This is a genomic window from Brevibacillus sp. FIR094, from assembly GCF_050477165.1.
Classification (GTDB): domain Bacteria; phylum Bacillota; class Bacilli; order Brevibacillales; family Brevibacillaceae; genus Brevibacillus.
The window spans coordinates 39,289-66,099 of sequence record NZ_JBEAES010000031.1; the positions used below are offsets into that span (position 1 = coordinate 39,289).

The following is a 26,811-nucleotide window of genomic DNA, read 5'->3' on the forward strand; positions in this document are numbered from 1 at the left end:
GCCGTTCGAATCATACTAAATACTGGAGAAAACGCCTTATAAAAATTATCACATTATAATCATTATAAAAAACTTGACTTACTGAATCATTTATTAAATAATAATCATTGTAAATTATATTCAAGCATGCCTCGTAACGCATGTCCTGAATATGTACAATACAAAAAACATATAAAGGAGCTAACACTATGTCACTCATCGGAACTGAAGTATTGCCTTTTAAAGCACAAGCATTCCAAAAAGGTAAATTCCTCGAAGTAACTGAAGCAAACTTCAAAGGTCAATGGAGCGTAGTTTGCTTCTACCCAGCAGACTTTACATTCGTTTGCCCTACTGAACTTGAAGATCTGCAAAACCAATATGCAACTTTGAAAGAACTCGGTGTTGAAGTATACTCCGTTTCTACAGATACTCACTTTACTCATAAAGCATGGCACGGAAGCTCTGAAGCAATCGGTAAAGTAGAATACATCATGATCGGCGATCCTTCCCATGTTATCTCCCGCAACTTCGATGTATTGATCGAAGCTGAAGGTCTGGCAGATCGCGGTACATTCATCATCGACCCAGACGGTGTTGTTCAAGCTGTTGAGATTACTGCAGGTGGCATTGGCCGTGATGCAAGTGCTCTGATCAACAAAATCAAAGCAGCACAATATGTTCGCAACAATCCAGGTGAAGTTTGCCCAGCAAAATGGCAAGAAGGTGGCAAAACACTGAAACCAAGCCTTGATCTCGTAGGCAAAATTTAAGGTGTGATAGATAATGGCCCTTGACCAAGAAATCAAAGCGCAACTAGAACAATATCTCGAGCTCTTGGAAGGCGATATTGTACTCAAAGTCAGTGCAGGCACCGATGAGGCATCTTCTGAGATGCTTGCACTGATTGATGAGTTAGCCAGCATGTCTTTGAAGATCAGTGTGGAGAAAGCAGAATTAACGCGCACACCTAGCTTTAGCGTAAATCGTGTCGGTGAAGATACTGGCGTCGTTTTTGCTGGTACTCCACTGGGTCACGAATTTACTTCCTTGGTATTGGCTCTCTTGCAAGTTAGCGGAAGAGCTCCAAAGGTCGAGCAAAGTGTCATTGACCAAATCAAAGACCTTCGTGGTGAATATAAGTTCGAATCTTACATCAGCTTGAGTTGCCACAATTGTCCAGATGTTGTCCAAGCTCTGAACTTGATGAGTATCTTCAATCCTGGTATTACTCATACAATGATTGACGGTGCCGTATTCAAGGACGAGGTAGAGAGCAAGAACGTGATGGCTGTGCCAAGCGTTTTCCTCAATGGTGAATTTTTCGAAAGCGGCCGTATGACTGTGGAAGAAATTCTTGCCAAGCTGGGTTCTGCTCCAGACGCATCCGAGTTTGACAATAAAGACCCTTATGATGTGCTTGTTGTGGGCGGTGGCCCAGCAGGTGCTAGTGCGGCGATCTATGCAGCACGCAAAGGGATTCGTACTGGTCTCGTTGCTGAACGCCTTGGCGGTCAAGTTAATGACACATTGGGCATTGAGAACTTCATCAGTGTGAAATACATTGAAGGTCCTCAGCTCGCAGCCAACTTGGAGAAGCAAGTAAAAGAGTATGGCATTGATGTCATGAAGCTGCAACGTGCCAAGCGTTTAGAGAAGAAGGATCTGATCGAAATTGAACTTGAAAACGGCGCTGTTCTGAAGAGTAAGACAGTCATCTTGTCGACAGGTGCTCGTTGGCGGAATCTGGGTGTACCAGGTGAAGCAGAGTTCAAGAACAAGGGTGTAGCGTATTGCCCTCACTGCGATGGTCCTTTGTTCATAGGCAAAGATGTCGCAGTTGTTGGTGGCGGTAATTCAGGTGTGGAAGCAGCGATTGATCTCGCAGGTATTGTGAAGCATGTAACCGTTCTGGAATTCTCGCCAGAACTGAAAGCTGACGCGGTATTGCAAGATCGTCTCTACAGTCTGCCGAATGTCACTGTACTCAAAAACGTTCAAACCAAAGAAATTACGGGTACGGATAAAGTAAACGGTATTTCTTACATCGAACGTGAGACAGGTGAAACCAAGCACATTGAATTGCAAGGTGTGTTTGTACAGATCGGTCTGGTACCGAATACAGATTGGTTGGGCGACACGATTGAGCGCACTCGCTTTGGTGAGATCGTGGTAGACAGCCATGGTTCTACAAACATCCCTGGTGTTTTTGCTGCCGGTGATTGCACGAACAGTGCTTATAAACAGATCATCATTTCGATGGGATCTGGTGCTACTGCGGCTTTGGGAGCTTTTGATTATCTCATCCGCAACTAAGAACAAAGCCACTCCTCTTCAAGGGAGTGGCTTTGTTTATTTATTCGGTTATGGGGTACCAACGTTGATAAACGGAGTAGCTCCACCCGTTACGTTCGGCAGCTTTCCATCCCATTTGCGGATCGCTTCGAGTTGTGCCTCAATCTGTCTGAGCTGAATCAGCTCTGGCGTAACCTCTTGCTTTTGCAGACGCAGTGCTTGTGCCTGTGCTTCTGCTCTCGTGATTTCCTGCTCTTTCTCGATCTTGATCCGCTCCAGGTCCAGCTTCGATTTCAGCGCTTGTTGCTCAGCAACCTGCTTCGATTCAATGGCGCGGTTGAATTCATCACTGAAAGTAAACTCGCGAATATTGATTTCGTCGAGGATGATGTTATAGTTTGCCAGCTTTTTATGCAGGACCTCTTTTACCTTTTGGCTGACCTCGGAACGTTTGGATACCAGTTCCTCTGCTGTGTATTGAGCGGTCACCGCTTTAAATGATTCGGCAATGGCAGGATCAACAATTCGACTATTGTACTCCAATCCCACTTGCTGATACAGCTTATTGACATTTTCTGCATCCAAATGATGGTTAACGGCAATCGTTGTGGATACGGTTTGCAGGTCACGTGAAGCAGAAGTCTGACTCATTTCTGATTTTTGCACCCGAACTTCCATCGGCACCACGGTTTGGATGAACGGAATTTTAAAATGCATGCCCTCTTGCAGCACTTTTGGCTGTACCGCTCCCAGTTGCAGCACAACTCCACTATGCCCTGCTGAAATAATCGTAAAAGACTGCGTACCAAGTAAAACCAACAAGACCAGTATCACAATCGTTGCGATTAGCTTTCCTCCAGCTTGAAAGGGACTCATTTTTACAACATTTTTGTCGCTCATACTCGTCCTCCCCTATCTATACATGCTCATTCATTTATACGAGGGAGTGGGCTGTAAGTTTCAAGAAATTTATGAAAAATACATGTCATGAACGCTCTGCTTTCGATGCTTCTAAAAGAACGTGTGCCATTCGCTCTGCCTCGATTTTGCATAGCTCAAATTCGACTTCACCAGATACATGCGAAATCAATTGGATGACTTCCTCACATCCGTGATCGCATATTAAAAACTGTCCCCACCGCACTTCCGAACGTGGTACCTTGCTGGCGGAAAAGCCGCTTTGAAAACCACCAAGACTCATTTTTTCTCATCCCCTATCCAAAAAACAAATCTACAATATTCATCGATGACGAAGAATTTTGTTTATACATTTCACTATAACCGCAATTCACGCAACTGATGACATCATATACCTGATACTGAACATTCAACATGCGCGATAAGCCACCGCCTGTAGCTGACATCTGTGTCACAGTTGTACGCGTGCAGCCGCATTTTATACATCCTCTGCGTCCCCTGTTGCGGTCTGACGAACCCCTCTCTTGCCTTGTACAGCTGCACTGGTTGTTTTGATCCAGATTTTCGTTGCATATTCCGCATGCTCTCAACATCTTACCACCTCCACTCATTCGTTTATCCACCCCCATCATACCCTTTATTTGGAAAAGGGGGCAAAGAAGATTATTGAAGGAACTCCCCTTTCTCACTACTATAGAGACAAGAAGGGAGATGATTCATGTGCTAGACCCTTATGTACGAAGAGCCGAATGCGGCTCTGAGCAAAGAGTTCCCCCTTTCTCTTGGTTCAGAGCCTTCCCCCTATTGAGTTGAGGATCTCTTTGCTCATCTATATACGCACATCACGCTATATAGACAGGAGCAAAGCACATGAAATACAAAAATGCACAAGACCTATTGCCAGACGATCTGCTGCGGCAAATTCAGCATTATGTTCAAGGAAGTTACTTGTACATCCCGATCCACCACGAAAACAAAAGACAATGGGGCACCTCTACAGACACAAAGCAATGGCTAAGCGAGCGTAATCAAGCGATTTTGCAGGCATTTCACGAAGGAGCTTCTGTCAAAATGCTCGCCCGGAAACATTACTTGACCGAACACAGTATTCGTCGCATTATTCGTGGACATAAATGAGACAGAGAAAAGGTCGACCGTGTGTCTGTTTCCCAATTGCGTTACACTCCTTTTTAAGATCAGTTAGCCAGGAGGGAGAATGTATGAACCAGATTCACTTTCTCGACATTTCGTTTATGTACAATGGATCTGCACAGGTCATTACCCCGGTGCTGCTGCAGGATCAGCATGAATTGATCCTTGTGGACTGTGGTTATCCCGATTTTTTGCCACTGCTTCAGGAGGCTGCACACAAGAAGCAGCTAACGCTCGACGACCTTACGAAGGTCATTTTGACGCATCACGATATGGATCACATTGGTTCTTTGTCAGCGTTAAAACGAGCCTATCCGCACCTCGAAATCATCGCCTATGAATCCGAAGCACCATACATCGCTGGACAAAAAACATCTTTGCGATTAGAGCAAGCGCAAGCAACACTGGACCATCTGTTGTCGGGTGAACAGCAGCACGCTAAGGAATTTATTCGCTTTTTGCAGTCCATCGAGCCTACTGCGGTTAATCGCACCGTAACGGATCACGAACGTCTGCCTTGGTGTGGCGGGATCGAGATCATTCACACACCTGGACATATGCCGGGACATATTTCGTTGTATTTGATCGCAAGCAAAACGCTGATTGCCGGAGATGCGGTTGTGATCGAAAACGGTAGACTCGAAATCGCCAATCCGTCCTATACGCTGGATATGCAGGAAGCGGTTCGCTCTGTCCACCACTTACTCGAATATGACATCGAGCAGTTGATTTGCTATCACGGTGGATCGTTTCAAGGGGACGTCAAGCAAGCGCTGCGGGAGCTAATCCAAGCCTACGACCCGCCCCAGGAGGTATGAACGGATGAAACAGAACAAATACGATGAGCAAGGTTTTTTCACCAAATACAGTCAAATGGCTCGTTCGGTTGAGGGACTGAACGCCGCGGGAGAATGGCATGCGTTTCGGGAGCTACTGCCTTCCCTTCGCGAGAAAAAGGTGCTCGATTTAGGCTGTGGATTCGGCTGGCACTGCCGATATGCAAGTGAGCAACAGGCCCGCTCTGTTGTGGGTGTGGACCTTTCCGAAAAAATGCTGGCACGTGCTAGAGAGACTACAACTGATCCCGCCATCGAGTATTTGCGTCTTCCGATTGAAGACATTGATTTTGCTCCAGAGGAATTCGACGTCGTCATCAGCTCCTTGGCCATCCATTATGTCGAGCACTTTGACTTGCTTTGCCAACGTGTTTATCATTGTCTTGCTCCTGGAGGTTCCTTCGTGTTCTCCGTGGAGCATCCCGTCTTCACTGCTCAGGCTGAACAGGACTGGCATTACGGACCCGGGGGCGAACGCTTGCACTGGCCAGTGGACAACTATCAGCAGGAAGGCATCCGGCAAACCACCTTTCTGGATCATGAAGTCGTCAAGTACCACCGAACGTTTTCGAGCTATATGAACGATCTCCTTGCTGCCGGATTTCACCTAACAAAAGTCGCTGAACCTGGTCCTCCTGAAGAAATGCTGGATATACCCGGGATGCGAGACGAACTCCGTCGGCCGATCTTCTTGTTGATCGCCGCCAGCAAACAAGCAACCTAACCGATAAAAAAGCACCCCGTCCTCCACGTCATTTCCGTTTTTAGACGGGGTGCTCTGTTATTCCCCAGCAGCCTCCAGATTTTTAAACTGATTGTAAAACAATTGATAATAGGTTCCTTTCTGCTCAATAAGTTCATCGTGACTGCCTTTTTCCACGATCTCTCCCCGATCCACAACCATAATCGTGTCGGCATCCCGAATCGTACCCAGCCTATGCGCAATCACAAAGCTCGTACGTCCCTCCATAATGGTGAGGAGCGCATCTTGGATATTCAGCTCTGTTCGTGTGTCGATGCTGCTTGTTGCCTCGTCAAGTATGAGTAGTGACGGCTTGGCAAGTATAACGCGGGCAATCGCCAAAAGCTGGCGTTGTCCCTGACTCAGGTTGCCCCCATTTTCCGTCAGCATCGTATCATAACGCATCGGCAGCCGATTGATGAACACGTCCGCATTCGCCATTTTCGCAGCGGCTACTACCTCCGTATCTGTCGCATCCGGCTTGCCGTACATAATATTTTCCTTGATGGTACCCGAAAACAAGTACGTATCCTGCAAAACAAAGCCAAAGCTGCGCCGCAAGCTGTCCCGCGAATACTCCCGAATGTCTTTTCCATCCAAATATATCGTTCCTGAGGTTACATCGTAAAACCGCGTGAGCAAATTTACGATGGTGGTCTTGCCTGCACCCGTCGGTCCAACTAACGCGATGGTGCTGCCTGCCTGTGCTTCGAAGCTTATATTTTTCAAAATCGGTTGATCTGGACGATAACCAAAGCTGACCTGATCAAAAACGACGTGACCCTTGGGCTGCGCAAGCACAGTGGCACCTGGAGAATCCAATGGTTCCTCTTGTTCATCCAATACCTCAAACACCCGCTCCGCTCCAGCAACACCGGATTGAAGCACATTGAAAATGTTCGCGAGGTCGTTCAGCGGACGGACAAACTGTCGGGAATAACTGAGAAAGCTCGCAATCACCCCTACTGTGATCAATCCTTTTACAGCGAGAACGCCTCCGATAATCGCTACCATGGCGAAGCCGAGATTGTTAATCACGTTCATGATCGGCATGAGAAACCCCGTCCATACCTGTGCCTTCATCCCGATTTTGCAGAGCCGGTCATTGATCGTCGTAAAGTCCTCAATGGCCTTTTGCTCATAATTGAAGGCCTGCACCACCTGAATGCCTGAAATCGTCTCTTCAATGTGCCCGTTTAGCTTGCCCAGCTCCATCTGCTGATTTTTGAATAGTACACTCGTTCGTTTGGCAATCGTGCGTGTGAGCAGGAACACGAGTGGCACCGTGATCAGGCATGCGAGTGTCAGGATCGGTGATAAGACGAGCATCATCACCAGCGAACCAAGTATCACGATCGCTCCTGACATCAACTGCGTTGTGGATTGAGAGATCGAGTTGCTGACGTTGTCGATATCATTCGTGAGTCTGCTCATTAACTCCCCGTGCGTACGCTCATCGAAATAAGCAATCGGCAGCTTTTGCAGCTTGTCAAAAAGGGCTTGCCTCAGATTCGTGACGATCCGTTGCGAGATGCCTGCCATCAACCAGCTTTGCAAAAAGGTCAGTGCCCCATCTAAGATGTAGGAGCCGAGCAAGGCAAGGATGATGATAGACAAAAAGCTAAGAGCTTCCTCGCCACCTGTCATCGCATCAATCGACTTTCCGATCAAATAAGGGGCAGACAGCATGAGTAATGCATCGACAAAAACAATGACAAATACAATCGGCAGCAGCTTTTTTTCTTTGCCAAAAGCTTGCCAGAGCCTTTTTAGCGTAGCCGAAAAATTCTTGGGCTTGCTAACTGGACCTCTGGCAGCAGCATGGCCAAAGCCTCGTCCAGGTCTCGGTGAAAAGACAGGTTGTTGCTTCTGTTGACTCACCTTACTTCACCTCCCTGCCGATTTGTGACTGAAAGATTTCCTGATAGACATGGCAAGAGGTCATCAATTCGTCATGCGTACCAATACCAGCGACTTCTCCATTGTCGAGTACGATGATTTTATCCGCATCCATGACGGACGTAATCCGTTGTGCGATCAAAATGCAGGTGAGACCAGCCGCATAGGTTCGAAGCGCATCCTTAATCTTCCCTTCTGTCGCCACATCTACCGCGCTTGTACTGTCATCGAGAATGAGGATTTCCGGCTTTTTCACCAAGGCTCTAGCTATGGAAATACGCTGCTTCTGCCCTCCAGAGAAGTTGACTCCTCCCTGCCCTACGCGTGTCTCATAGCCTTCAGGAGTGGCGGAGATGAACTCGTGAGCCTGTGCCATGCGTGCCGCTTGCTCGACCTCCTCGTGGGTCGCCTCTGCCTTGCCCCAACGGATGTTTTCCATCACCGTGCCTGTAAATAGCATGGTTTTTTGCGGCACAATCGCCATTTTTTCACGTAATCGCTTGGGCTCGATGTCTCGTACATCTATGCCATCTACCCGAATCGTACCTTCCGTTACATCATAAAACCGTGGAATCAAGCCAACCAAACTGCTTTTTCCAGCGCCTGTCGACCCGATAATCCCGACGGACTCCCCAGCCAGACAAGTAAACGAAATCTGCTTGAGTACCGACTGTCCGCTCCCACCGTCATACGAGAAGCTGACCTGCTCGAAGTCGATGCGTCCCTTTTTGCCTGGAAGCCCATGAGGTTGTTCCTCTTTCCAGCTCATTAGATTTTCTTCAGCAAATACTTCTCCGATGCGTCCCGCTGATGCTTTGGCCCGCACAAACATGTTAAATACCAAGGAAATCATCATGAGTGAAAACAGAATTTGCGTCATGTAGTTCGTAAACGCGATGATATGACCAACTTCGATGCTTCCTTGTTCTACCCCAAGCCCCCCAAGCCAGAGGACCGCGACAATTCCGAGGTTCATTGTCAGCATGATCGCTGGACTGAAGATAGACATTACCCGCGTAGCCGATACCGATTTGGATTGCAGCTCTTCGTTTGCCCGTGTAAACTTGCCACGCTCAAAATCAAAGCGATTGAATGCCTTAACGACTCGTACGCCAGATAAATACTCACGCATCGCACCGTTCACCCGGTCAAGTGCTTGTTGTACCTTCAAAAAAAACGGAAAACCAATTTTCATATTCAAGAAAATAAACAATCCCACAATGGGTACAACAATTGCGAGAATCACAGCCAAATCCATGTTCAATTGGGTTGCCATAAACAACCCGCCGATGCACATCAACGGCGCTTTGACGAATATTCGCATCATGCCGTTCACCAACATCTGTACTTGATTGACGTCATTGGTCAGACGTGTCACGAGCGAGGCTCTGTCGAACTTGTTCAAGTTTTCAAAGGATAAGGATTGTACTTTTGAAAACAAATCCGCGCGCAGTTGCGCACCAAAGTTTTGTGAGACGTATGTGGCCAGCACATTTCGGATCGATGCCGCAACAGCCCCCAAGGCCGTTACGAGCAGCATCAGCCCGCCTGTTTTGAGCACGTAGTCCATATCCCGGTTTGCTACACCCGTATCGATAATGTGCGATAGGATCGTCGGCTGCAAAAGATCACACACCGCCTCCACAGCTAAGAAAATCATGGAAATCCCGGCGACTACGCCGTATTTTTTTATGTAAGTTGTGTAGAAGCGCATCCGTTCACCCCATCTGTGTTCTTACGTACAAGATAACGCTTAGCTAGCGAAATGTCACGAGTGATTGTCAAAAGGAAAGTGTGGGGCTTACCATACGATGTGCCAGTATTGACAAAAAGGGCAAAAAGCTGGAATCCCTCTTCGATCCCATGCTTTTTGCCCTCAGTTCTTTTACTCCGTCTTTTATTCCTGTGGAACAGCGCCTTGATCCATATGCAAGAACTCCCACAAATGTCCGTCCAAATCTTGAAAGCTCCAGCTGTACATGAAGCCGTGGTCAACCGGGTCCTTCGATGGAGTTGCTCCCGCATCTAATGCTTTGCTTACGATCTCATCGACTTGCGCTCTACTGTCCGCAGACAACGCGACAATGACCTCGGTACTTCTGTTTGCATCCGTCAGCTCTTTTTTCGTAAACGTTTGGAAAAACTCTTCGACCAGCAGCATGGCAAAAATGTTTTCGCCGATCACCAGGCATGCTGCATTTTGATCCGTAAATTGCGGGTTAAACTCATATCCGATTGCTGTAAAGAAGTCGATCGACTTGTTGAGGTCTTTCACTGGTAAATTGACGAAAATTTGATTGGATTGCAAAGCCATGTGTGATTCCTCCTCGGGTTTGTTTTTCCTTGATGTCTCTATCCTAGCATTTCCGATTGCCCGAGGCTTCTTCTCGATTGCTATTTTGCCACGAAGGTATGTGGCTTCCCTATTGTAAGATCAACACATGCGTGACATTCACCTTTCGAGAAACGTCTACCTTCTACATACAAAAATGGAAAGAGAAAGTGACTCTACCTATGAAAAAGACCAAATACGTCAACATTCTGTTTGCTCTAAGCCTCACTCTATCAATCATTCCTTCTGTCGCACATTCCGAAAATGCCATCCGTTCAGACAGACCGGAAACGACAATCGGCCAATACGTTCCGACAGAAAAAGAGATTCAAGTACCACCTGGTTTGACCGAACCATTTTTTATACCATTTGCAGTATCGAGCCCTGACGATCCCGATTACAAAAAGTTCAAGCTTGAGTGGTACCCTTATTTTGCCCTTGTCTCTCCTACTGGGAAAGTAATCGATAGACAGGAAACGTTAGCGTACCCCGGATACATCAGTCCGTTGCAAGACGGATACGGTTTTTTTCATATTATTACGTTCTTCGGGCACAGCTCGTTTATTATTTTCGATCAACAAGGCAACACACAGGAATTAGGCACCTACAACAATTATTTTACGCAAATAGACGGAGAGTGGTTTTTGTATTCTCCCACAAGCTATACCTCTTATCTGTATAATGCTCGTACGAAAACATCCAAGCAGATCACGGATGAGGAACTATTCACGATCCCAAGTGAGTATACGGGAAAAATAACTTTCGATATTCATCACTATCCTTTTGTCAAACGTGACGTAAAGGATGGCATGCTTTTATCCTACAAATTTGGTTTAAAAGATATGAATGGCAAAATACACGCGAAGCCTTTCTTTGATGAGTACATGGGGTACAGCGAAGGATTGCACCGCGTGAAAATCAATGGCATGACCCACTTTGTAACGCACGAAGGAAAAGTCGTGTTGAAGCCTTCTCGAAATTACAAGGTGGAATCCAACTTCCATTCCGGTGTGTTTATCGTGTCAGGCAAAAAGGACAATGACGAATTTTACTTATTGATGAATAAAAAAGGGACATTCGCTTCGAAAAAGTATGCGTTTTTGAAAGAGACGAGTGACGGACAGTTTATTGCCGTGTCGAAAACAAAGGAAGGGTATTTCTTCCAGAAAATTAATGCGATGGACAAATCGACCACGACTCTTCCTTACAAGCTGGATAAACCAGAGCAGCTCAAGCAATTGAAACAGACTGGCAAGCTCTTTCATACAGACACACAGATCGTTGCAGACGTGACGAATAAGCAGCCATTCCCATTTCCGCACAAGCTGCTCACACCCCCGCGCATGGAAACCCTCTCCATTCAATACACGGTAGGCGGCAAGAAATATATCGGTACGTTTACTCATGATGGGACGAAGATATATGCCAGAGAGCTGAAATAGCTGCTGGATTAGCTCTGTTCCCTATTCTCCTACACGAAAGGACGTTGTTTCATGAAGCCAACTATTCTCTCCCGCGAGGAAACACACGTAATTGGTATCACTTTTACGGCGAATGTGACAGAAGACTTAGGCAAAAAGCTCTCCGCTACTACGACTGAAGCTTTGCGAGCTAGAAAAAACGAGATTCAAAATCAGGTTGGTGAGGGCGAATACCTAATCCAAATCTATCCTGACAAAGATGACTTCGATGCAGCGATAGATCCCTTTACCACCATAATTGGCGTCGCAATTTCCAGCCTCGCAGATATTCCTGAAGGGATGGTCAGTCACACGATTCCTGCGGGGACGTTTGCAAAAGTAACCCACAAGGGACCTGAGACAAACTTAGGCGAGACGTATGGTTTTCTTTACGGGTCTTGGCTCTGCGAATCGGGATATGATTATGCCGGATTTGATTTTGAGTATTGGGACGAGCGCTACAAGCCAGACCAGGAAGACAATGAAATTGATATTTACGTTCCTCTATTCAAATAAGAGATATAGCGAAAAACCAGGGAATCCGCTCCCTGGTTTTTCTGTAGTTACGATGTTATTATCTACGCACCCACTCCCCTGTCAGCGCATCCACCATATAAAGCGGGGTATCGTGATAATAAATATGATAGACGAGACGCGGCTCTATTTTCCCTGTAGCTGGATTCTCTATCAGCTTGTAAACCAATCGCAGCGGACGATGGGTGACGTATACGCTAGTCGCGTCTTCCCGTGGCATTGCCATGCTTTTGTCAGGAAGCGGTTTAGATTCCTCGGCATACGGAGGAATGATTCCGATCACCTGTTTCCTGTCCACATCAAAAAGAACCGTATACCCCCCCATAATCTGTACTCCCTGATGGGACTTGAAGAATTGATAGGTTTCGATGTTACCTTTTCTACTGGCAGGACCCAGTAGCAGTTCTTTGGTGTCTAACGGAAGGTATTTCTGAAACTGCTTAGCTGCTTCTTGAACGTTTTCCAGCTTCGGATGAGGGAGCTTCTCCTCTTTCTCATGGATATTTCCATACCGATAGTCAAGAATATCCCCTGTTTCTGTCACCACGGTCAGTTCCATTTTCTGTTTGGTTCGCGTCTCTACTTTGTACGTATGTACGCCCGACCCTTGATGAACCACGAAGGAAAACGGAGGCTCGAATCCCCACTCCCGAAAAAGTCTATCTGCCTCTTCGATGTCCGGAGCTACCAGCTTTATGCCTCCCGGTTTCACAGGAATTGGCGGCATTTCTACAAGACTGTAATCGGGATGATAGCGTTCTGTGGGGAAAATTTCTCCTGTGATCGCATCGATATCACCTGAAAAGGGAAACTCGTATTGCAACCGCCCTTCCCCCTCTACATAGAGGAGCCGGGCACTTTGCCCAAAAATTTGCTCAGCCTGTTTCATTGGCATTGCCTTTTTGGGATCAGGAAAGACCATGCGTGTCGTATCGTTTGTCTGTATCTCTTTTATCTGATGCCTGCCCACCTTGTCTATCGTAAATATGTATTGGTCTTCAAGAACCGGAATGTTGTTAACCGTCTTGTTCATCACGACATGACCTGTTTCTGTATTGGACAGCATGCCGTTGACCGCATATTGACTCGCATCTCGACCTGCCAATTCTTGCAGCAGCTTCTTCGCCTGCTCGTATACAGGATGGGTGGGTAGCTGCGGACTACTTGTTGTTGTCACCTGAGGGTCCACGAGTTCGTTTTGCCCCATCCCAGCCATGATATACAGCCCAAATCCAGAAGCGATCACGACTGCTGTCATCCCCGCTTTCAACGGATTCATGAACAGCCGTCTCCTCTTGCCGACCCGACTTGTTTCTTGTTCCAGCACAGTACGTAAACTCTCTACAAACTCCTTACGTGGGGGTGTACTTTTTTTCAGAGTCGCTAACCGTTCCAGCATATCTCTTTCATTTTGCCAATCCACTGTACAACTCCCCCTTCTTCGTATGCGACAGTTTGCCATGCAACAGCTTCAGTGCCCGGTGCATCGTCGTTTTCACGTTTGCTTCAGAACAACCCAGTATTTCGGCTGTCTCTTTGACGCTGTACTCTTTAATGCCACGCAGAATGACAATCATGCGGTAATGCGGTGGCAGTCCCTTGATTGCAACGATCAATTTCTGCTCGTCCTCCCGGCTTTCCGCTTCTTGAGCAGGATTTCCCTCTGAGGCTGGCATCACGACAGACAGCCAGTCCCCTGACAACAGCTTTTGCCACTTGCGTTTTCGATAGTAATTCATCGCTGTATGCTTCGCGATCGCAAACAGCCATGTCTTCATGTCAGATCGCTCTTCAAATCGTTCGAGTGAGCGAATCACTCGCAAAAAAACCTCCTGCGTCAAATCCTCTGCATCATTCTGACTGCCGGCAAAGTACAGCAAAAATTGATACACATCATGATAATGCCGCTCATAGATGGCCATGACCTGATGTTTCATTTCTTCATACAAAGAAGCTCCTCCATTCTCTTGCTGTCGGCTGATCGACTACTTTCCTATAGCGTAAATTTTCTCGTATACCCATTAGTGTCTTGAACAGGAAAAAGGTTACAGCATAATGTTTGAAAATGTTCAGGAATGCAACAGCGACGGATGGATCGGGTAGCCTATAATTTACATGAGTCCTGCTACTTTCCTGATAACACAAGAAGTAAGAACGGAGTGACCTGTATGTATAAACGGCTATTAGCGATCCCGATTGCCGCTTTGCTCCTCGTCCTGTCAGCCTGCGGCAACGGTGGACAAACGGGCGATGCAGCGGCATCGAAACCAACCAGATCGATCAATTACTTAGGCAACACTTATACAATTCCGGCCAGAACCAAAGATATTGTTTTCGTAGGCTTCCCTGCTTCGTATGAGGATTCTTTCTTGCTGGGAATCCCGCCCGTCGCAGCAACCATGGATAAAAACGGAAAGTTCCCTGCGGAATATCAAGCCATGATCAGAAATGCCAAACATCTCCGTTATAATGTTGCAGATAACCTAGGTGAGCTGGTTGCCCTCGAACCAGACGTCATCATGACAACCGACAAGACCTCCAAGGAAGACTTGGCCAAATTGCAAACCGCTGCATCTGTCATTCCCGTCTCTACGAACGGAGCTCATTGGCAAGAAAACTTGCGACTGCTCGCTGATGTTCGTGGAAAAGATGCCAATTTGGATACTTTTGTAGGTAAAGTGAAGCTAAACGCACAGGAGCTCCGCGACAAGCTCGCCGCACTTCCAGAAAAGAAAGTGCTGACGCTGTGGTTCCAAGAAGGCTCCTTCTACGTCTATCCGAAGGATGAACGGTACAATTTCCTGTTATATACGGACTTGGCTCTGCCTGTCCCAGATGTCGTCGCGAATGTGCAGGAGCGTACCGCGCTCTCTATGGATGCTTTGGCAAAAGAAGATCCCAACTATTTGTTTGTGATGGTCAACAAAGAAGACCAGCCCGCTTTCAAGCAGTTGCAAGAGCAGCCTGCATGGAAAAATCTAAGCGCAGTCAAAGCGGATCAAATGTACATGAATGCAGTTGAACCAGGATTGGCTGGTGGCACTGCCTACAGCAACCAATCGATTTTAAATGCGATTCGAAAACAGATGCTAAAGATGAGTGAATAAAAAGATGGGCTTTGCTCATACTATACTCATCGAGCTCGGTGTTGTGTTTTCAATCAGGCTTAGTCCTTTACGGAGGCGATGTGCCATGGATGATTTACACGATCACCTAGTGAGTAAGGAAAACCGCACACTGCTTTAAGCTTCTAACTTCATACTGGAGGTAGATGCGTCGCACGTGATGATCGGTAACACCTCAAAACTAACGAGCTCGATATATGCCGTCTCCTTTATGGAGGCGGTTTTATTTCTTTTAAAATCCGTTTGTCGGGCGGTAGTGGTGGGGAGGAAACAGGAGAAAACGCTCAGCTTCTTGTCCCACCCGCTGAGGGATTCACTGCCCGTCTCCATGAAAAAAAGCGAAACCCGCGTCCAAAGTGGTCCATTCAAGAGGTGTCTCAGAGGTGGACGCTAAAAGCTTGTTTCGCTTTTTTTCATTACACCTCGGTCGGTGTACCAAAGATCTTCGCTTATTTCTCCTGTTTCCTCTACGAGCTTTCCGTGTTATCCGATTTATTAAATCCTTAAAAGAACGAAGAATCACATCTGTTACGACAGAGAAGAATATTTCCAGACGTAGCGACTTGTGGAGTCCTACCGAGCGGAGAAGGGATTCGCGGGCAAAAGAAACGCAACGTGCCCGTGTTACGAAGCGACTACCACTTTTGCGTTTCCCCGCGAATCCCTTCGGAGCGGGCAGTCTTAGCCCCCAGCAGGACGGAGCCTGGAGCCTAGACTGGAAATATTCTTCTCTTCACCGCAGCCACATTTTAGGATGATATATTTATTGAGATTAGAAAAGGCACTTCATAGGAAGCGCCTAAGATAAAATTACTTCATTGATTCTATTACTTCTAACAAATCTGCCTCATTGATGGAAGGAAGCTCATCCGCCTCCGTTATATTTTCAAATTCAGCGTCTGACTGATTTGATCTTAAGCCTTTCGAACTGGTCATTTTAAATAATTGATTAGGTGTGTTTGGAATATAAGTATATTTCTTCAATTCATCATCATATTCACCGCTCAAAAATAACAGATATTCACCTTTCTCTAACTCGTGATAGTCCGCGTCAACCACGTTAGCAAGCTCTTTATTGTCACCTAAATCTAGACCGATAAGACGATAAAGTTCGATACTTTCACCTTCCGTTATCTTGGCGTCAGAAAGGTTGCTATATAGTTTATCCACTTGTACTTCGTAGACATTATAAACAACAGTACCCACTTTTTCTTGCCTAAACTCAGATGGTACTTTTCCTTTTATGATTACATTAGCTTTTTTGACTATTTCTTCAGTAGAGCTAAATGTTCTAGAAAGAGCAACGCTATGAGAGTTTGAAGGGTTTAATTCTTTATACATCAGCGCAGAACCAACACCTACAATTACTGCTATCACAGACACAATAGCAATCAATTTTTTCAACATTCACACATCCTTTCCATAATTAGTTGTTGTCGTAGAGACCTCTAAGCTCTTTTTTGTCATACTTTGTAGGACCATGGATATCCCAGTCAAATACATCTTTGTTATCCATTATGGAATCTACACTTGTATCTTCAGGATGGGCAAGACCAAGTGTATGGCCGAATTCATGAGTCATCGTTTTTATCGTATCATCCATATCAAGATCGTCACACATAGACTTTACTATTATTATGTTGGCTGAAGCATATGGAGAGCGATTCATCCTGCCGTTTTCATCATAGGGTATTCCAAGTCCATATGTACCAAGCCTATAAAGCTCCTTTTCGGTTCTTGAATCTGGATGTTCTACAGAAATATAACCAGTTTCATTAGTATCTGCTGGAGAAAGGTTGATATTACTGATTGCGTTCCACTCGTCAGCAGCAGACCAAAGTAAATCCGAGTATTTTTCGTTTAAGTTGATATCTTCATATGTAACGTCATAGATGTCCCATTCTCCCCCTAGATAGTCAGCAAATGCACTTGTTGTAAAGAATGAAATCGAAGCAACGACAGTGAATAAACCAGCAGCAACTTTTGTCCTTTTACGTGACATAAAATATCCTCCTGATTAAGAAAATTTAACGCCAAATCCATACTATAGAATAAAACGATAATTGTAAATATTTGTAATTATATACTTTTAGAATCAGTATGAAAAATTACTTTCCGTGTTAGACGGGTTTTAAAAGCCTTAAAAGATGGAAGAATGCAATCTGCAACGACAGAGAAGAATATTTCCAGACGTAGCGACTTGTGGAGTCCTACCGAGCGGAGAAGGGATGAGCGGGCAGTCTTAGCCCACAGCAGGACGGAGCCTGGAGCCTAGACTGGAAATATTCTTCTCTCCTCTACAGCCACATAGAAAAAGACCCTTGTCCTAAAACAAAGGTCTTCTCCATTGAAAACATTATTCACCTAAATCAACGTTATGGTACACCTGCTGCACATCGTCCAAGTCTTCCAAAGCATCGATCAGCTTTTCGAACTGAGCTTGTACATCTTCTTCCAGCGTTACTTCGTTTTGTGGCAGCATGGTCAGTTCAGCTACTGTAAACTCATTAACGCCAGCGTTTTTGAGTGCTTCTTGTACAGCATGGAACTGTTCTGCATCTGCGTAAACAATGACAGCACCGTCTTCATCCAAAATGTCGCGCACGTCTACGTCCGCTTCCATCAAGATTTCCAGTACTTCATCAGAAGATTTGCCTTCAAATCCAAATACCGCTGTTGGGTCAAACATATAAGCAACCGAACCGGATACACCCATGTTACCGCCGTTTTTGTTGAAAGCGGCACGCACTTCAGGAGCTGTGCGGTTTACGTTGTTGGTCAGTGCATCCACGATGATCATGGAACCGTTTGGCCCGAAACCTTCATAGCGCAGATCGCTAAACGTTTCATCAGAGCCGCCCTTTGCTTTATCAATCGCGCGGTCGATAATCGCTTTCGGTACGCTGTACGTTTTGGCACGCTCCAGGACGACCTTCAGAGCACGGTTGGACTCTGGGTCCGGCTCGCCTTGCTTTGCCGCTACATAAATTTCCTTCCCGAACCTCGCGTAAATACGACTGGTGCTCGCGTCTTTCGATGCTTTCTTCTCTTTAATGTTGTTCCACTTACGACCCATAGTCCCACTCTCTTTCAATATGGCAGATTAAAAATATAAAAACTCCGGATTCCTTTTACACACTAGCCTATTATACCTCAATCTTATGAAATATGTTAAGCGGTGGAAGAATTTAAAAGCACAGCCCCTCATAAAGGAGAGCTGTGCTTTGTTTTACAATTTTACTTCTTGGTCAATCCTTCGTAAATCGTCTTGATATTCCATTCCATCATTTTGATGTACGTATCGCCATCTTCTCCCGGCTTTCCGAGAGAGTCCGTAAATACTTTCCCGACAATCGGTACACCAGTTTCATTCGATACCATCTCCATGCTGCGCGGATCGATACTCGTCTCTACGAACAGAGCCGGGATTTTTTTCGCACGGATCGTATCGACCACCTGTGTAACCTGCTCTGGTGTTCCTTGGTTCTCCGAGTTGATTTCCCAAATGTATGCCGCTTCAAAATCGTAAGCTTCGCTAAAATATTTGAACGCTCCCTCACTCGTCACAAGCAAGCGCTGTTCCTTTGGAATCTGGTTGTATTGCTTAACGGCTTCCTCATGCAGAGCAGTCAGCTGTTCGATGTACTTCTTGGCGTTTTGCTCATAGGTTTCCTTGTGCGCTGGGTCCACCTTGATCAGAGCATTTTTTGCATTCTCCGCATACTTGATGCCATTGCGTACATCCAGCCAAGCGTGCGGGTCTTCCTCGCTCTCTTTGCCTTTGGTTGTCAAGTGTTTGGCCGCTACACCCTCACTGAGTCGGAACACGGGTGCATCCGGACCTGATTTGCCTGCTGTGTTCATGAGATTATTGAACCAAGAGTTGCCCGCCTCCAGATTCAAGCCGTTGTAGAAAACAGCGTCTGCATCCGTCGTTTTTTGCACGTCAGCAGGCAGTGGATCATATTCATGTGGATTGGAACCAATCGGAGCGAGACTATGGATCTCTACCCGATCTCCCCCAACATTTTTCACGATGTCATACAGGATGGAATACGTAGTCACGACTTGCAGCTTGTCGCTATCTGATTTCGTGGGCTCGTTCGCACTTTGCGGAGCACCACACGCTGCCATTAATACGGTTGATACTAGAAAAACGAAAAACAGATTCCACTTCTTCATCACAATATTCTCCTTTACTTTGAGAGCTCGACTCGTTTTTGTCGCGCTCGGATTGATTTCCATACCACCCCGTGTTTTCGGGAGAAAAGAAAGGCCAGGAAGAATAACACAGTTGCAACCACGACAATCGTGGCACCAGAGGCCAAATTATAGGTAAAGCTAAAATAAAGGCCGATAACCGAAGACAGCATCCCAAAACCGCCAGCCAAAAAGATCATGATCGACAAACGGTCCGTCAAAAGATAGGCAGTAGCAGCCGGTGTAATCAGCATGGCGACGACTAACACGATTCCTACGGTTTGCAAGGAAGCGACAGTTACCATCGTCAACAAGGTCATCAGCAAGTAATGAATGAGGTTGTTACGCAAGCCGTAGGCAGCAGCAATGGTCGGATCGAACGAAGTCAGTAACAGTTCTTTGAAAAAAGCGTAAACTGTCACGATGACGACGATCCCGATGCCCACCGTCACCCACATGTCTGACGAACGCACAGCCAATACATTCCCAAACAAAATGTGATACAGATCGGTACTGCTTTTCAGCATCGTAACCATGATGATCCCGAGCGCAAAGGCTGACGTAAACAAAATCCCGATCGCCGTGTCGTTCTTGATACGGCTATTTTGGCTCACGTAGCCAATTCCAACCGCGGTGAGCACACCCGTTAAAACAGCACCCACGAAGAAATTGATTCCAAAAGCATAGGAGAGGGCCACCCCAGGCAAAACAGCGTGTGAGATGGCGTCCCCCATCAAGGACATTCCCCGCAAGATGATAAAGCTGCCAATGACGCCGCAGATTAATCCAACCACTACAGACGTAAACAATGCTTTTTGTAAAAACTCATACTGTCCAATTGCCATCAAGAAATCCATTATGCAAGCACCTCGGTCTTTTCGAGAAATGGTAGTTGATAGGAATACGCTCTCGACATGACTTCTCGATTTAGCACTTCATCGACCGTACCGAACTTGATCAATTCTTTGTTCATTAGAAGAAGCTGATCAAAATACGCATATGCTTTGGACAAGTCATGATGGACGACGACAATCGTTTTGTCCTGAAACTGCAGCTCTTTCAAAATGCGAATGATGGTGTCCTCGCTGGCCACATCAATCCCCACAAACGGCTCGTCCAGAAGCAGCAGCTCCGGTTTTTGCGCAAGTGCCCTTGCGAGGAAGACACGCTGTTGCTGCCCACCGGAGAGCTCCCCAATCTGCCTGTCGCGGAAATCCTCCAACCCTACTCTTCTCAAGCATTCCAACGCCCACACTTTTTCCTTTTTTTTCGGAAATTTGAACAGTCCGACACTTGGGTATGTCCCGATGAGCACTGTATCCATGACCGTGATCGGAAACGTCCAATCAATCATGCTCCGCTGTGGTACATAGGCAATTTTCTTCCGGAATTCATTTGTCTCTTTCCCAAAAATCCGCACATTCCCCTTATCTCTCGGAATGAGGTCCAAGAGCGCTTTGATCAGGGTTGACTTCCCTGCCCCGTTTGGACCGATGATTCCAACCATGCTCCCTAGCTCAACGTCAAACGAGACATCCCGAACAACTTCGTTCCCAAAATAAGAGACATGCAGGTCCCTTACCGCGATAGCAAATTCCATAATTCTTCCCTCCAAATAATAGCCCGTTATATGATCCCGTCCAAAAGCCGATGGTGAAACGGGTAATTCCTATATGCACACATGCCTATACACAACAATGTAGTCTTGTGCCAATAATATTTACCACGGAAAACTAATGTGCTTGTGTATAAAAAAGTTGCCCTAATGCAAAATTAAATGATTTTCATTATCATGTCAATATATTCTTTTTTCTGAAATACAAAAAAAGTGCAGCTCTTGTTTAAAAGAACCAATACTTCCAAAATGTACCTATTTCGTTCATAATTAAAAGCTTTTTTCTATAAAAATAAATAAACATATGTGAAACAACAATAGTTATGTTAATATGAAGATTATCTGTTTGATAAAAATCTAAAAATTAAAAACTTACTAAAAATAAGAAAGAGGTGGATCGTATGCAGGATCAAAACTTGGCGAGAGGTCTAAAAAACAGACACGTACAACTCATCGCGATCGGCGGTGCAATCGGAACAGGATTATTTTTGGGCGCTGGAAAATCGATTCATTTGGCCGGCCCATCCATCTTATTTGCTTACTTGATTACGGGCATCATCTGCTTTTTAATCATGCGCTCACTCGGGGAGCTCCTCTTGAGCAATTTGAATTACCATTCTTTTGTGGATTTCGTCAAAGACTATTTGGGGAACATGGCCGCATTTGTCACGGGCTGGACTTACTGGTTTTGCTGGATTTCCATCGCTATGGCCGACCTGACAGCTGTCGGTCTGTATACGCAATTTTGGTTTCCGGATATACCGCAGTGGATGCCAGGCTTAATTGCCCTCGTGATTTTGTTAATCATGAACCTAGCTACGGTGAAGCTTTTTGGAGAAATGGAATTTTGGTTCGCGCTTGTAAAGGTCATCGCGATTCTCGCCCTGATTTTTGTCGGCGTCTTCATGATCATCAAGGGCTTTTCTACGAATGCAGGTGCATCCAGCTTCACGAATCTCTGGAGTCATGGCGGTATGTTTCCGAACGGCTTCAATGGGTTCCTTCTCTCCTTCCAGATGGTCGTGTTCGCATTTGTTGGGATCGAGCTCGTCGGTTTGACAGCTGGTGAAACAGAAGACCCAAAACGAGTCATTCCAAAAGCGATTAACCAAATCCCGATTCGGATTTTGATTTTCTACGTTGGTGCACTCATCGTCATCATGAGCATTTATCCTTGGAACGCGATCAACCCGTTGGAGAGCCCATTCGTGCAGGTCTTCGCAGCGATTGGTATTGCAGCCGCTGCTGGTATCGTCAACTTCGTGGTACTGACTTCCGCTGCTTCCGCATGTAATAGCGCCATTTTTAGTACAAGCCGGATGGTTTATTCCCTTGCCAAAGAAAAGAATGCACCAGTGCCCCTTACCAAACTGACTGCCAACAAGGTCCCGGCAAATGCACTGTGGTTTTCGACAGTTGTTATCCTTATCGCAGTTGTATTGAATTACGTCATGCCAGAAGGCGTATTTACACTGATCACTAGCGTGTCGACCGTTTGCTTTATCTTTATTTGGGGAATTACCGTTGTCTGTCATTTGAAATATCGCAAAACGAGACCAGATTTAGCAAAAGCGAATTCATTTAAAATGCCGCTCTATCCTTTTGCCAACTACCTGATCCTGGCATTCCTTGCCTTCGTTCTGGTCGTGCTAGCACTCGCGGATGATACACGAGTCGCCTTGTTCATCACACCTGTATGGTTTATCCTGCTCGTCGTGATTTACAAACTACGGAAAACGAAGACAACTGAAATAGAGGTAGCAGAAAACTAAGCAGCGCCTCCTATTTTCACTTTCAACATCGGTGAAAATGGGAGGTGCTTTATTTTGGAATGTCCTCGTGTTGCTCCCCTTCAAATATCCCTTCGATCACAAGTCCTTTCTTGCACTTAAGATAGTACATAAACGGATAATAGGAAACGAGGCCAAACAGAACTGCGCTCAAGCCATACAGCAGTGGTACAGAAAGCAAGTGCAAGATTCCTGCTCCCCATCCTTTCACCTGCATACTGAAAAGAATTGCTTCCGCAGCGCCCAACTGCCCTATTACGAGAAAAAATAGAAAACGGTAGGCCGCATCCAAAACCCCGATCGAAACCCCAGCTCCCACGCACAGCTTTAGATAGGACGATATTTTTATGTATGTGACTTTTACACTCGTCATCCACCGCACCCCTTTTTCAAAATTTTTTCTAAAAGAAAACTAGCTTCCTTCCGCTTCGATGTGTACTATATGTAAAAAACCAAATCCAGCATGAGGTGATAGTAAACATGACACAGCAGCATTCGTCCTATGCAAGACCTCCACTCGCAGATTGCATTCCTGATCTCGTTGCCTTTTCCAGAGGGGAGAAAAAAGCGACCCTCTTCATCCATAACGGCACGCTCGTCAATGTTCTCTCCGGTGAAATCTTGCCGAATATGTCCGTCGCTGTCGTTGGTACCCGTATCGCTTATGTCGGTCCTTTTGTGGAAGGGATGACAGATGAATCCACCAAGATGATCGATGCAAAAGGAAAGTATATGGCACCTGGACTGTTGGACGGGCACTGTCATATCGAGAGCAGCATGCTGTCCGTAACGCAGTTCGCCAATGCGGTATTGCCGCTCGGAACGACAGGCGGCTTTTTCGACGCCCATGAGATCTCGAATGTTCTCGGACTACCTGGTTTGCGCATCATGCTGGATGAGGCGAGACAAACACCGATGGCTGCTTACATGCAGGTCGCTTCCTGCGTTCCTTCGACGGATGCTTCCTTTGAAACGGCTGGAGCAGAATTCGGACCAGCAGAGGTCGCAGAAGCATTGAGCTGGGGACCGGATATGATCGCACTCGGAGAAGTCATGAACTTCCCTGGCGTCGTGTACGGTGACCCGAAAATGATTGGAGAGATTCAAGCGACACTGCGGGCGGGAAAAGTAGTAGATGGTCACTATACATGGCCTTCAAGCGATCCGCGTCTGGCTGCTTATGCCGCTGCGGGTGTATCCGGCTGCCATGAGTGTGTGACCAGCGAAGATGTCGCACAACGCGTACGCCTCGGCATGTATGCCAAAATGCGCCGCGGCTCTGCCTGGCACGATGTTGCAGCAACGATCAAAGCACACACCGAACAGGGCATTGACTCCCGCCGCATGATGCTCGTATCCGATGACCGCATCTGTGATTCGTTGAAAGAAGAAGGACATATGAACTTCATCGTCCGACACGCGATCTCGCAAGGAGTGAAGCCCGTTACGGCCTTCCAGATGGCGACCATCAATACAGCAGAACGATTCGGTGTCGCAAGAGATGTAGGTTCGATCGCACCGGGTATGATCTCCGATATCATTTTGCTCGACGGAAATCTGGCTGATGTGAATGTCGTGATGACGATCGCGCGCGGTGAAGTCGTAGCAGAGAATGGAGAAATGACGCTCGAACTACCTCCGTTCCCTTACCCTGCATTTGCTGTCAACTCTGTGAAAATCAAAGCTGATCTCAATCCATCTGACTTCATCATCAAGACCCCTCTTCCGTCTGGGACGATCAAGACCCGCGTAGCAGTTGTCCGCGAAAATCATGTAGAGACGGATGAAGTATTTGTGGACATAGCTGTCGCAAATGGTGAGCTTCAGATTACGTCAGAGAGCACCTTGTGCAAAATGGCTATTTTCGAGCGCCATGGGAAAACAGGCGGCTCTGCCATCGGGATTGTCGGCAATGTCGGATTTAACCAGCCAGCAGCGATTGCCATGACTGTCGCCCATGACTGCCATAACGTGCTTGTCATTGGAAACGACGATGAGCGGATGGCACAAGCAGCAAATGCTGTGATTGGCATGCAAGGCGGTATCGCTGTCGTGACTGGAGACGGCGAAATTGTGGAGCTTCCGCTGCGTTTAGCCGGACTGATGTCGACCGAGCCTTATGAAACCGTTGTGAAGCAATCCATGGAGATTAGCCAAGCATTGGTGAAGGCGGGCTGCACGATGAATTACGCCTTTATGACATTGTCTTTGCTTGCTCTGGTCGTCATACCGACCTTGCACATATCGGATACGGGCTTGATTCGCATTTCAGATGCGGGATTTGAGCGGGTATCACTATTTGTAGAATAACGAAGACATCCCCTCTTTTGCATATGTGCAGGAGGGGGTTTTCTCTTTTGGCTACCCTATTCGTCGACCAGCTGAACCACTTTGCATAATTGATAGAAATAGAAAACCCCACGCATTTGTACGCGATTCATCTGATCTAGATAGCGCAGCGTTTCCAAAGCGATGTTTCGCGCCTCTTTTACATCCTCTTCATTCATGTTCGCGATGGCTTGCTTTAGCTCCACAACTGATAAGGAATAGACAGCAGGTCGTAGCGTACGAAGCAGCATGATTTTGCGAATTTGCGAGCGATTGAAGAGACGGTAGCCATTTTTCTCATCGCGAGAAGTCGTAATGAGTCCAATCTTTTCCCAGTGACGAATGGTTGAGCTGGGCAGTGAAGTCATGGCTGCTACCTCCCCAATCGTCATCCATTCGCTGTTTTCAGCTTTCTCGTACTTTCCTGCTCCACCGTCTTCGAGCATTACCAAGTTTCGTTCGGCTAACTGCTTGTCCCTCTGTAGATTGGCCTGAGCCTCATTCACACGCCACAGAGCAGCCTGCAACTGCCTATCCTGAATCAGTCGCATGACCTGAGCCGTCGTTTCCATCCCAAAGCCGGGAGACATAGCTTGAATACAGGTAAAATAAGCGACATGCTCCTCCGTATACTTCCGGTAGCCGCTCGCTGACCGATCCACAGTCGGAACCAGCCCATGTGCTTCGTAATTGCGCAAGGCGCTTGTGCTCAGCTTCAGCTTACGTGCAATATCAATAGGGCGCATGGCAACCACAAGCCTCCTTCCCGACTTTCTTTGATAAAGATTAAAGCTCAGTTGTAAAGTTATTTCAATCTTAACCCTCTTTATTCCTTTTTCTTTAGTTGGACCTTAGAATTCGCACGAATGTTGTAAGATGAATGTGAAAAGTGGAAGGAGGCGCATTAACCAATGCACAAAGCTGAATTCGAACGGCAACTGACAACGCTCATGCAAAAGGGCTATCCTGAAATGGCGGGCATGACAGCAGATGAGTTTAGGAGAAATCTAGCCCCGCTGCAATCACTGGCAGAAGCTCTCCCCATTCTAGAAGATTCCCAACAAGAGGGACTCGTCCCCTTTGTTCTCGTTGTGAAAGGCGAATGGTTCGACGGAGAAAAAGCGATGCAAGCCATCGAGCGGAAAAAGAAAGCTGGCTTCAGTGTCATAGATGCAGAAGAAATCCGGCGGTTTACACCCATCGAGGGCATCGAGATTCCTATAGGAATGGCTTACCTGATGACCGGAATTGATACGGGGAAAGAGACGTTGAACGTCACTCCGAATGAAGCGATGCCCATCCTCTTGGAGCAACAACGTTCTCCGCTCACGCTGGAGGAAGGGATAGCCCTGATCACTCACTTCCCGGATCTGGTAAAGACAAACAACGGCTTTTCTCTTCTCGGATCTCGTTGTGGCGACCGACGTGTTACGGCCATGTGGATCAGTGAAAATAAACCGAAGCTAGGCTGGTGCTGGGCCGGCAATCCCCATACGTGGCTCGGTTCTGCTTCCTGCCATGCTCGTTTGGACGAAAATAAACCTTGAAGCTCTAAACTGTCCCCTTTGTAAAGGACACTTTTAAAAAAGTCTAGGCAACGTTAAGA

27 protein-coding genes are annotated in these 26,811 nt (G+C 46.5%); 11 read left to right on the forward strand and 16 right to left on the reverse strand.

Translation table 11 applies throughout. The features are described from left to right. Positions 1-188 precede the first annotated feature (188 nt). Both ahpC and ahpF read left to right on the forward strand, forming a co-directional pair. Complete coding sequence (gene ahpC, locus ACQ5DJ_RS22945; RefSeq protein ID WP_429844478.1) at positions 189-752, forward strand: alkyl hydroperoxide reductase subunit C; 564 nt, start codon at positions 189-191, stop codon at positions 750-752. Positions 753-765: 13 nt separating this feature from the next. Then, positions 766-2,295, forward strand: coding sequence for an alkyl hydroperoxide reductase subunit F (ahpF, locus tag ACQ5DJ_RS22950; RefSeq protein ID WP_048031803.1), 1,530 nt, complete (start codon positions 766-768; stop codon positions 2,293-2,295). Between the two features lie 48 nt (positions 2,296-2,343). Here the strand turns inward: ahpF and ACQ5DJ_RS22955 are convergent, their stop codons facing one another. From ACQ5DJ_RS22955 to ACQ5DJ_RS22965, 3 genes are all read right to left on the reverse strand, one after another. Further along, a complete protein-coding gene (locus ACQ5DJ_RS22955; protein WP_429844479.1) occupies positions 2,344-3,174 on the reverse strand; it encodes a prohibitin family protein in 831 nt (276 codons plus the stop codon). An 85-nt stretch (positions 3,175-3,259) separates the two neighbouring features. Beyond that, complete coding sequence (locus ACQ5DJ_RS22960) at positions 3,260-3,475, reverse strand: hypothetical protein (protein ID WP_429844480.1); 216 nt, start codon at positions 3,473-3,475, stop codon at positions 3,260-3,262. Positions 3,476-3,488: 13 nt separating this feature from the next. Beyond that, positions 3,489-3,824 (reverse strand): zinc ribbon domain-containing protein, encoded by a 336-nt coding sequence (locus tag ACQ5DJ_RS22965; protein ID WP_429844481.1) that lies wholly within the window; start codon positions 3,822-3,824, stop codon positions 3,489-3,491. 238 nt (positions 3,825-4,062) lie between these two features. Between ACQ5DJ_RS22965 and ACQ5DJ_RS22970 the strand changes: the two genes are divergently transcribed. The 3 genes from ACQ5DJ_RS22970 (at position 4,063) to ACQ5DJ_RS22980 (ending at position 5,904) form a co-directional block, all read left to right on the forward strand. Then, positions 4,063-4,329 (forward strand): CD3324 family protein, encoded by a 267-nt coding sequence (locus ACQ5DJ_RS22970; RefSeq protein WP_429844482.1) that lies wholly within the window; start codon positions 4,063-4,065, stop codon positions 4,327-4,329. An 83-nt stretch (positions 4,330-4,412) separates the two neighbouring features. Further along, the gene (locus ACQ5DJ_RS22975) at positions 4,413-5,162 is read left to right on the forward strand and encodes an MBL fold metallo-hydrolase (protein WP_429844483.1); all 750 of its coding nucleotides are present in this window, start codon (positions 4,413-4,415) and stop codon (positions 5,160-5,162) included. Positions 5,163-5,166: 4 nt separating this feature from the next. After that, entirely contained in the window at positions 5,167-5,904 is a 738-nt protein-coding gene (locus tag ACQ5DJ_RS22980) for a class I SAM-dependent methyltransferase (RefSeq protein ID WP_429844484.1), read from the forward strand. Between the two features lie 57 nt (positions 5,905-5,961). Here the strand turns inward: ACQ5DJ_RS22980 and ACQ5DJ_RS22985 are convergent, their stop codons facing one another. From ACQ5DJ_RS22985 to ACQ5DJ_RS22995, 3 genes are all read right to left on the reverse strand, one after another. Then, positions 5,962-7,803 carry an ABC transporter ATP-binding protein gene (locus ACQ5DJ_RS22985; RefSeq protein ID WP_429844485.1) on the reverse strand — a complete coding sequence of 614 codons (1,842 nt, stop codon included), beginning with the start codon at positions 7,801-7,803 and terminating at the stop codon, positions 5,962-5,964. A gap of 1 nt (position 7,804) precedes the next feature. Next, entirely contained in the window at positions 7,805-9,535 is a 1,731-nt protein-coding gene (locus ACQ5DJ_RS22990) for an ABC transporter ATP-binding protein (RefSeq protein ID WP_429844486.1), read from the reverse strand. Positions 9,536-9,718: 183 nt separating this feature from the next. Next, entirely contained in the window at positions 9,719-10,135 is a 417-nt protein-coding gene (locus tag ACQ5DJ_RS22995) for a VOC family protein (RefSeq protein WP_429844487.1), read from the reverse strand. Positions 10,136-10,335: 200 nt separating this feature from the next. Here ACQ5DJ_RS22995 and ACQ5DJ_RS23000 point away from each other — a divergent pair, with 200 nt between their 5' ends. Beyond that, a complete protein-coding gene (locus ACQ5DJ_RS23000) occupies positions 10,336-11,595 on the forward strand; it encodes a hypothetical protein (protein WP_429844488.1) in 1,260 nt (419 codons plus the stop codon). 51 nt (positions 11,596-11,646) lie between these two features. Beyond that, on the forward strand, positions 11,647-12,129 hold the full coding sequence (locus ACQ5DJ_RS23005) for a GyrI-like domain-containing protein (protein ID WP_429844489.1): 483 nt from the start codon (positions 11,647-11,649) through the stop codon (positions 12,127-12,129). 58 nt (positions 12,130-12,187) lie between these two features. Here ACQ5DJ_RS23005 and ACQ5DJ_RS23010 read toward each other — a convergent pair whose 3' ends face one another. Further along, positions 12,188-13,570: a hypothetical protein gene (locus ACQ5DJ_RS23010; protein ID WP_429844490.1), complete on the reverse strand. Its 1,383-nt coding sequence runs from the start codon at positions 13,568-13,570 to the stop codon at positions 12,188-12,190. Further along, entirely contained in the window at positions 13,554-14,096 is a 543-nt protein-coding gene (locus ACQ5DJ_RS23015) for an RNA polymerase sigma factor (RefSeq protein ID WP_429844491.1), read from the reverse strand. Before ACQ5DJ_RS23015 ends, ACQ5DJ_RS23010 begins: the two co-directional genes overlap by 17 nt. Before the next feature lie 219 nt (positions 14,097-14,315). On the opposite strand from ACQ5DJ_RS23015, the gene ACQ5DJ_RS23020 reads away from it, so the two are divergent. Continuing rightward, positions 14,316-15,254, forward strand: coding sequence for an ABC transporter substrate-binding protein (locus ACQ5DJ_RS23020; protein WP_429844492.1), 939 nt, complete (start codon positions 14,316-14,318; stop codon positions 15,252-15,254). Between the two features lie 828 nt (positions 15,255-16,082). Here the strand turns inward: ACQ5DJ_RS23020 and ACQ5DJ_RS23025 are convergent. From ACQ5DJ_RS23025 to ACQ5DJ_RS23050, 6 genes are all read right to left on the reverse strand, one after another. Next, positions 16,083-16,679, reverse strand: a complete 597-nt coding sequence (locus ACQ5DJ_RS23025) for a hypothetical protein (RefSeq protein ID WP_429844493.1) — start codon at positions 16,677-16,679, stop codon at positions 16,083-16,085. A 19-nt stretch (positions 16,680-16,698) separates the two neighbouring features. Next, positions 16,699-17,274: a hypothetical protein gene (locus ACQ5DJ_RS23030; protein WP_429844494.1), complete on the reverse strand. Its 576-nt coding sequence runs from the start codon at positions 17,272-17,274 to the stop codon at positions 16,699-16,701. Between the two features lie 354 nt (positions 17,275-17,628). Beyond that, on the reverse strand, positions 17,629-18,348 hold the full coding sequence (locus tag ACQ5DJ_RS23035; protein WP_429844495.1) for a YebC/PmpR family DNA-binding transcriptional regulator: 720 nt from the start codon (positions 18,346-18,348) through the stop codon (positions 17,629-17,631). A 161-nt stretch (positions 18,349-18,509) separates the two neighbouring features. Further along, positions 18,510-19,454, reverse strand: coding sequence for a metal ABC transporter substrate-binding protein (locus tag ACQ5DJ_RS23040; protein WP_429844496.1), 945 nt, complete (start codon positions 19,452-19,454; stop codon positions 18,510-18,512). A gap of 14 nt (positions 19,455-19,468) precedes the next feature. Beyond that, the gene (locus tag ACQ5DJ_RS23045) at positions 19,469-20,329 is read right to left on the reverse strand and encodes a metal ABC transporter permease (RefSeq protein WP_017250862.1); all 861 of its coding nucleotides are present in this window, start codon (positions 20,327-20,329) and stop codon (positions 19,469-19,471) included. After that, positions 20,329-21,072 (reverse strand): metal ABC transporter ATP-binding protein, encoded by a 744-nt coding sequence (locus tag ACQ5DJ_RS23050; RefSeq protein WP_429844497.1) that lies wholly within the window; start codon positions 21,070-21,072, stop codon positions 20,329-20,331. The genes ACQ5DJ_RS23045 and ACQ5DJ_RS23050 overlap by 1 nt, the downstream gene beginning before the upstream one ends. A gap of 416 nt (positions 21,073-21,488) precedes the next feature. On the opposite strand from ACQ5DJ_RS23050, the gene ACQ5DJ_RS23055 reads away from it, so the two are divergent. Further along, entirely contained in the window at positions 21,489-22,859 is a 1,371-nt protein-coding gene (locus ACQ5DJ_RS23055) for an amino acid permease (RefSeq protein ID WP_429844498.1), read from the forward strand. 49 nt (positions 22,860-22,908) lie between these two features. On the opposite strand, the gene ACQ5DJ_RS23060 is transcribed toward ACQ5DJ_RS23055, so the two are convergent. Next, entirely contained in the window at positions 22,909-23,250 is a 342-nt protein-coding gene (locus ACQ5DJ_RS23060; protein ID WP_429844499.1) for a hypothetical protein, read from the reverse strand. A gap of 107 nt (positions 23,251-23,357) precedes the next feature. Between ACQ5DJ_RS23060 and ACQ5DJ_RS23065 the strand changes: the two genes are divergently transcribed. Beyond that, positions 23,358-25,187, forward strand: coding sequence for an adenine deaminase (locus tag ACQ5DJ_RS23065; RefSeq protein ID WP_429844500.1), 1,830 nt, complete (start codon positions 23,358-23,360; stop codon positions 25,185-25,187). Between the two features lie 56 nt (positions 25,188-25,243). On the opposite strand, the gene ACQ5DJ_RS23070 is transcribed toward ACQ5DJ_RS23065, so the two are convergent. Continuing rightward, entirely contained in the window at positions 25,244-25,951 is a 708-nt protein-coding gene (locus tag ACQ5DJ_RS23070) for a MerR family transcriptional regulator (RefSeq protein WP_429844501.1), read from the reverse strand. Positions 25,952-26,116: 165 nt separating this feature from the next. Between ACQ5DJ_RS23070 and ACQ5DJ_RS23075 the strand changes: the two genes are divergently transcribed. Beyond that, the gene (locus tag ACQ5DJ_RS23075) at positions 26,117-26,752 is read left to right on the forward strand and encodes a DUF5701 family protein (protein ID WP_429844502.1); all 636 of its coding nucleotides are present in this window, start codon (positions 26,117-26,119) and stop codon (positions 26,750-26,752) included. The last annotated feature ends 59 nt before the right edge of the window (positions 26,753-26,811 follow it).

Excerpts from the sequence above, each read along its gene's own strand:
- ahpC (WP_429844478.1), top strand. The coding sequence starts at position 189 with ATGTCACTCATCGGAACTGAAGTATTGCCTTTTAAAGCACAAGCATTC.
- ahpF (WP_048031803.1), top strand. The coding sequence starts at position 766 with ATGGCCCTTGACCAAGAAATCAAAGCGCAACTAGAACAATATCTCGAG.
- ACQ5DJ_RS22955 (WP_429844479.1), bottom strand. The coding sequence starts at position 3,174 with ATGAGCGACAAAAATGTTGTAAAAATGAGTCCCTTTCAAGCTGGAGGA.
- ACQ5DJ_RS22960 (WP_429844480.1), bottom strand. The coding sequence starts at position 3,475 with ATGAGTCTTGGTGGTTTTCAAAGCGGCTTTTCCGCCAGCAAGGTACCA.
- ACQ5DJ_RS22965 (WP_429844481.1), bottom strand. The coding sequence starts at position 3,824 with ATGATGGGGGTGGATAAACGAATGAGTGGAGGTGGTAAGATGTTGAGA.
- ACQ5DJ_RS22970 (WP_429844482.1), top strand. The coding sequence starts at position 4,063 with ATGAAATACAAAAATGCACAAGACCTATTGCCAGACGATCTGCTGCGG.
- ACQ5DJ_RS22975 (WP_429844483.1), top strand. The coding sequence starts at position 4,413 with ATGAACCAGATTCACTTTCTCGACATTTCGTTTATGTACAATGGATCT.
- ACQ5DJ_RS22980 (WP_429844484.1), top strand. The coding sequence starts at position 5,167 with ATGAAACAGAACAAATACGATGAGCAAGGTTTTTTCACCAAATACAGT.
- ACQ5DJ_RS22990 (WP_429844486.1), bottom strand. The coding sequence starts at position 9,535 with ATGCGCTTCTACACAACTTACATAAAAAAATACGGCGTAGTCGCCGGG.
- ACQ5DJ_RS22995 (WP_429844487.1), bottom strand. The coding sequence starts at position 10,135 with ATGGCTTTGCAATCCAATCAAATTTTCGTCAATTTACCAGTGAAAGAC.
- ACQ5DJ_RS23000 (WP_429844488.1), top strand. The coding sequence starts at position 10,336 with ATGAAAAAGACCAAATACGTCAACATTCTGTTTGCTCTAAGCCTCACT.
- ACQ5DJ_RS23005 (WP_429844489.1), top strand. The coding sequence starts at position 11,647 with ATGAAGCCAACTATTCTCTCCCGCGAGGAAACACACGTAATTGGTATC.
- ACQ5DJ_RS23020 (WP_429844492.1), top strand. The coding sequence starts at position 14,316 with ATGTATAAACGGCTATTAGCGATCCCGATTGCCGCTTTGCTCCTCGTC.
- ACQ5DJ_RS23025 (WP_429844493.1), bottom strand. The coding sequence starts at position 16,679 with ATGTTGAAAAAATTGATTGCTATTGTGTCTGTGATAGCAGTAATTGTA.
- ACQ5DJ_RS23030 (WP_429844494.1), bottom strand. The coding sequence starts at position 17,274 with ATGTCACGTAAAAGGACAAAAGTTGCTGCTGGTTTATTCACTGTCGTT.
- ACQ5DJ_RS23035 (WP_429844495.1), bottom strand. The coding sequence starts at position 18,348 with ATGGGTCGTAAGTGGAACAACATTAAAGAGAAGAAAGCATCGAAAGAC.
- ACQ5DJ_RS23040 (WP_429844496.1), bottom strand. The coding sequence starts at position 19,454 with ATGAAGAAGTGGAATCTGTTTTTCGTTTTTCTAGTATCAACCGTATTA.
- ACQ5DJ_RS23045 (WP_017250862.1), bottom strand. The coding sequence starts at position 20,329 with ATGGATTTCTTGATGGCAATTGGACAGTATGAGTTTTTACAAAAAGCA.
- ACQ5DJ_RS23050 (WP_429844497.1), bottom strand. The coding sequence starts at position 21,072 with ATGGAATTTGCTATCGCGGTAAGGGACCTGCATGTCTCTTATTTTGGG.
- ACQ5DJ_RS23055 (WP_429844498.1), top strand. The coding sequence starts at position 21,489 with ATGCAGGATCAAAACTTGGCGAGAGGTCTAAAAAACAGACACGTACAA.
- ACQ5DJ_RS23060 (WP_429844499.1), bottom strand. The coding sequence starts at position 23,250 with ATGACGAGTGTAAAAGTCACATACATAAAAATATCGTCCTATCTAAAG.
- ACQ5DJ_RS23065 (WP_429844500.1), top strand. The coding sequence starts at position 23,358 with ATGACACAGCAGCATTCGTCCTATGCAAGACCTCCACTCGCAGATTGC.
- ACQ5DJ_RS23070 (WP_429844501.1), bottom strand. The coding sequence starts at position 25,951 with ATGCGCCCTATTGATATTGCACGTAAGCTGAAGCTGAGCACAAGCGCC.
- ACQ5DJ_RS23075 (WP_429844502.1), top strand. The coding sequence starts at position 26,117 with ATGCACAAAGCTGAATTCGAACGGCAACTGACAACGCTCATGCAAAAG.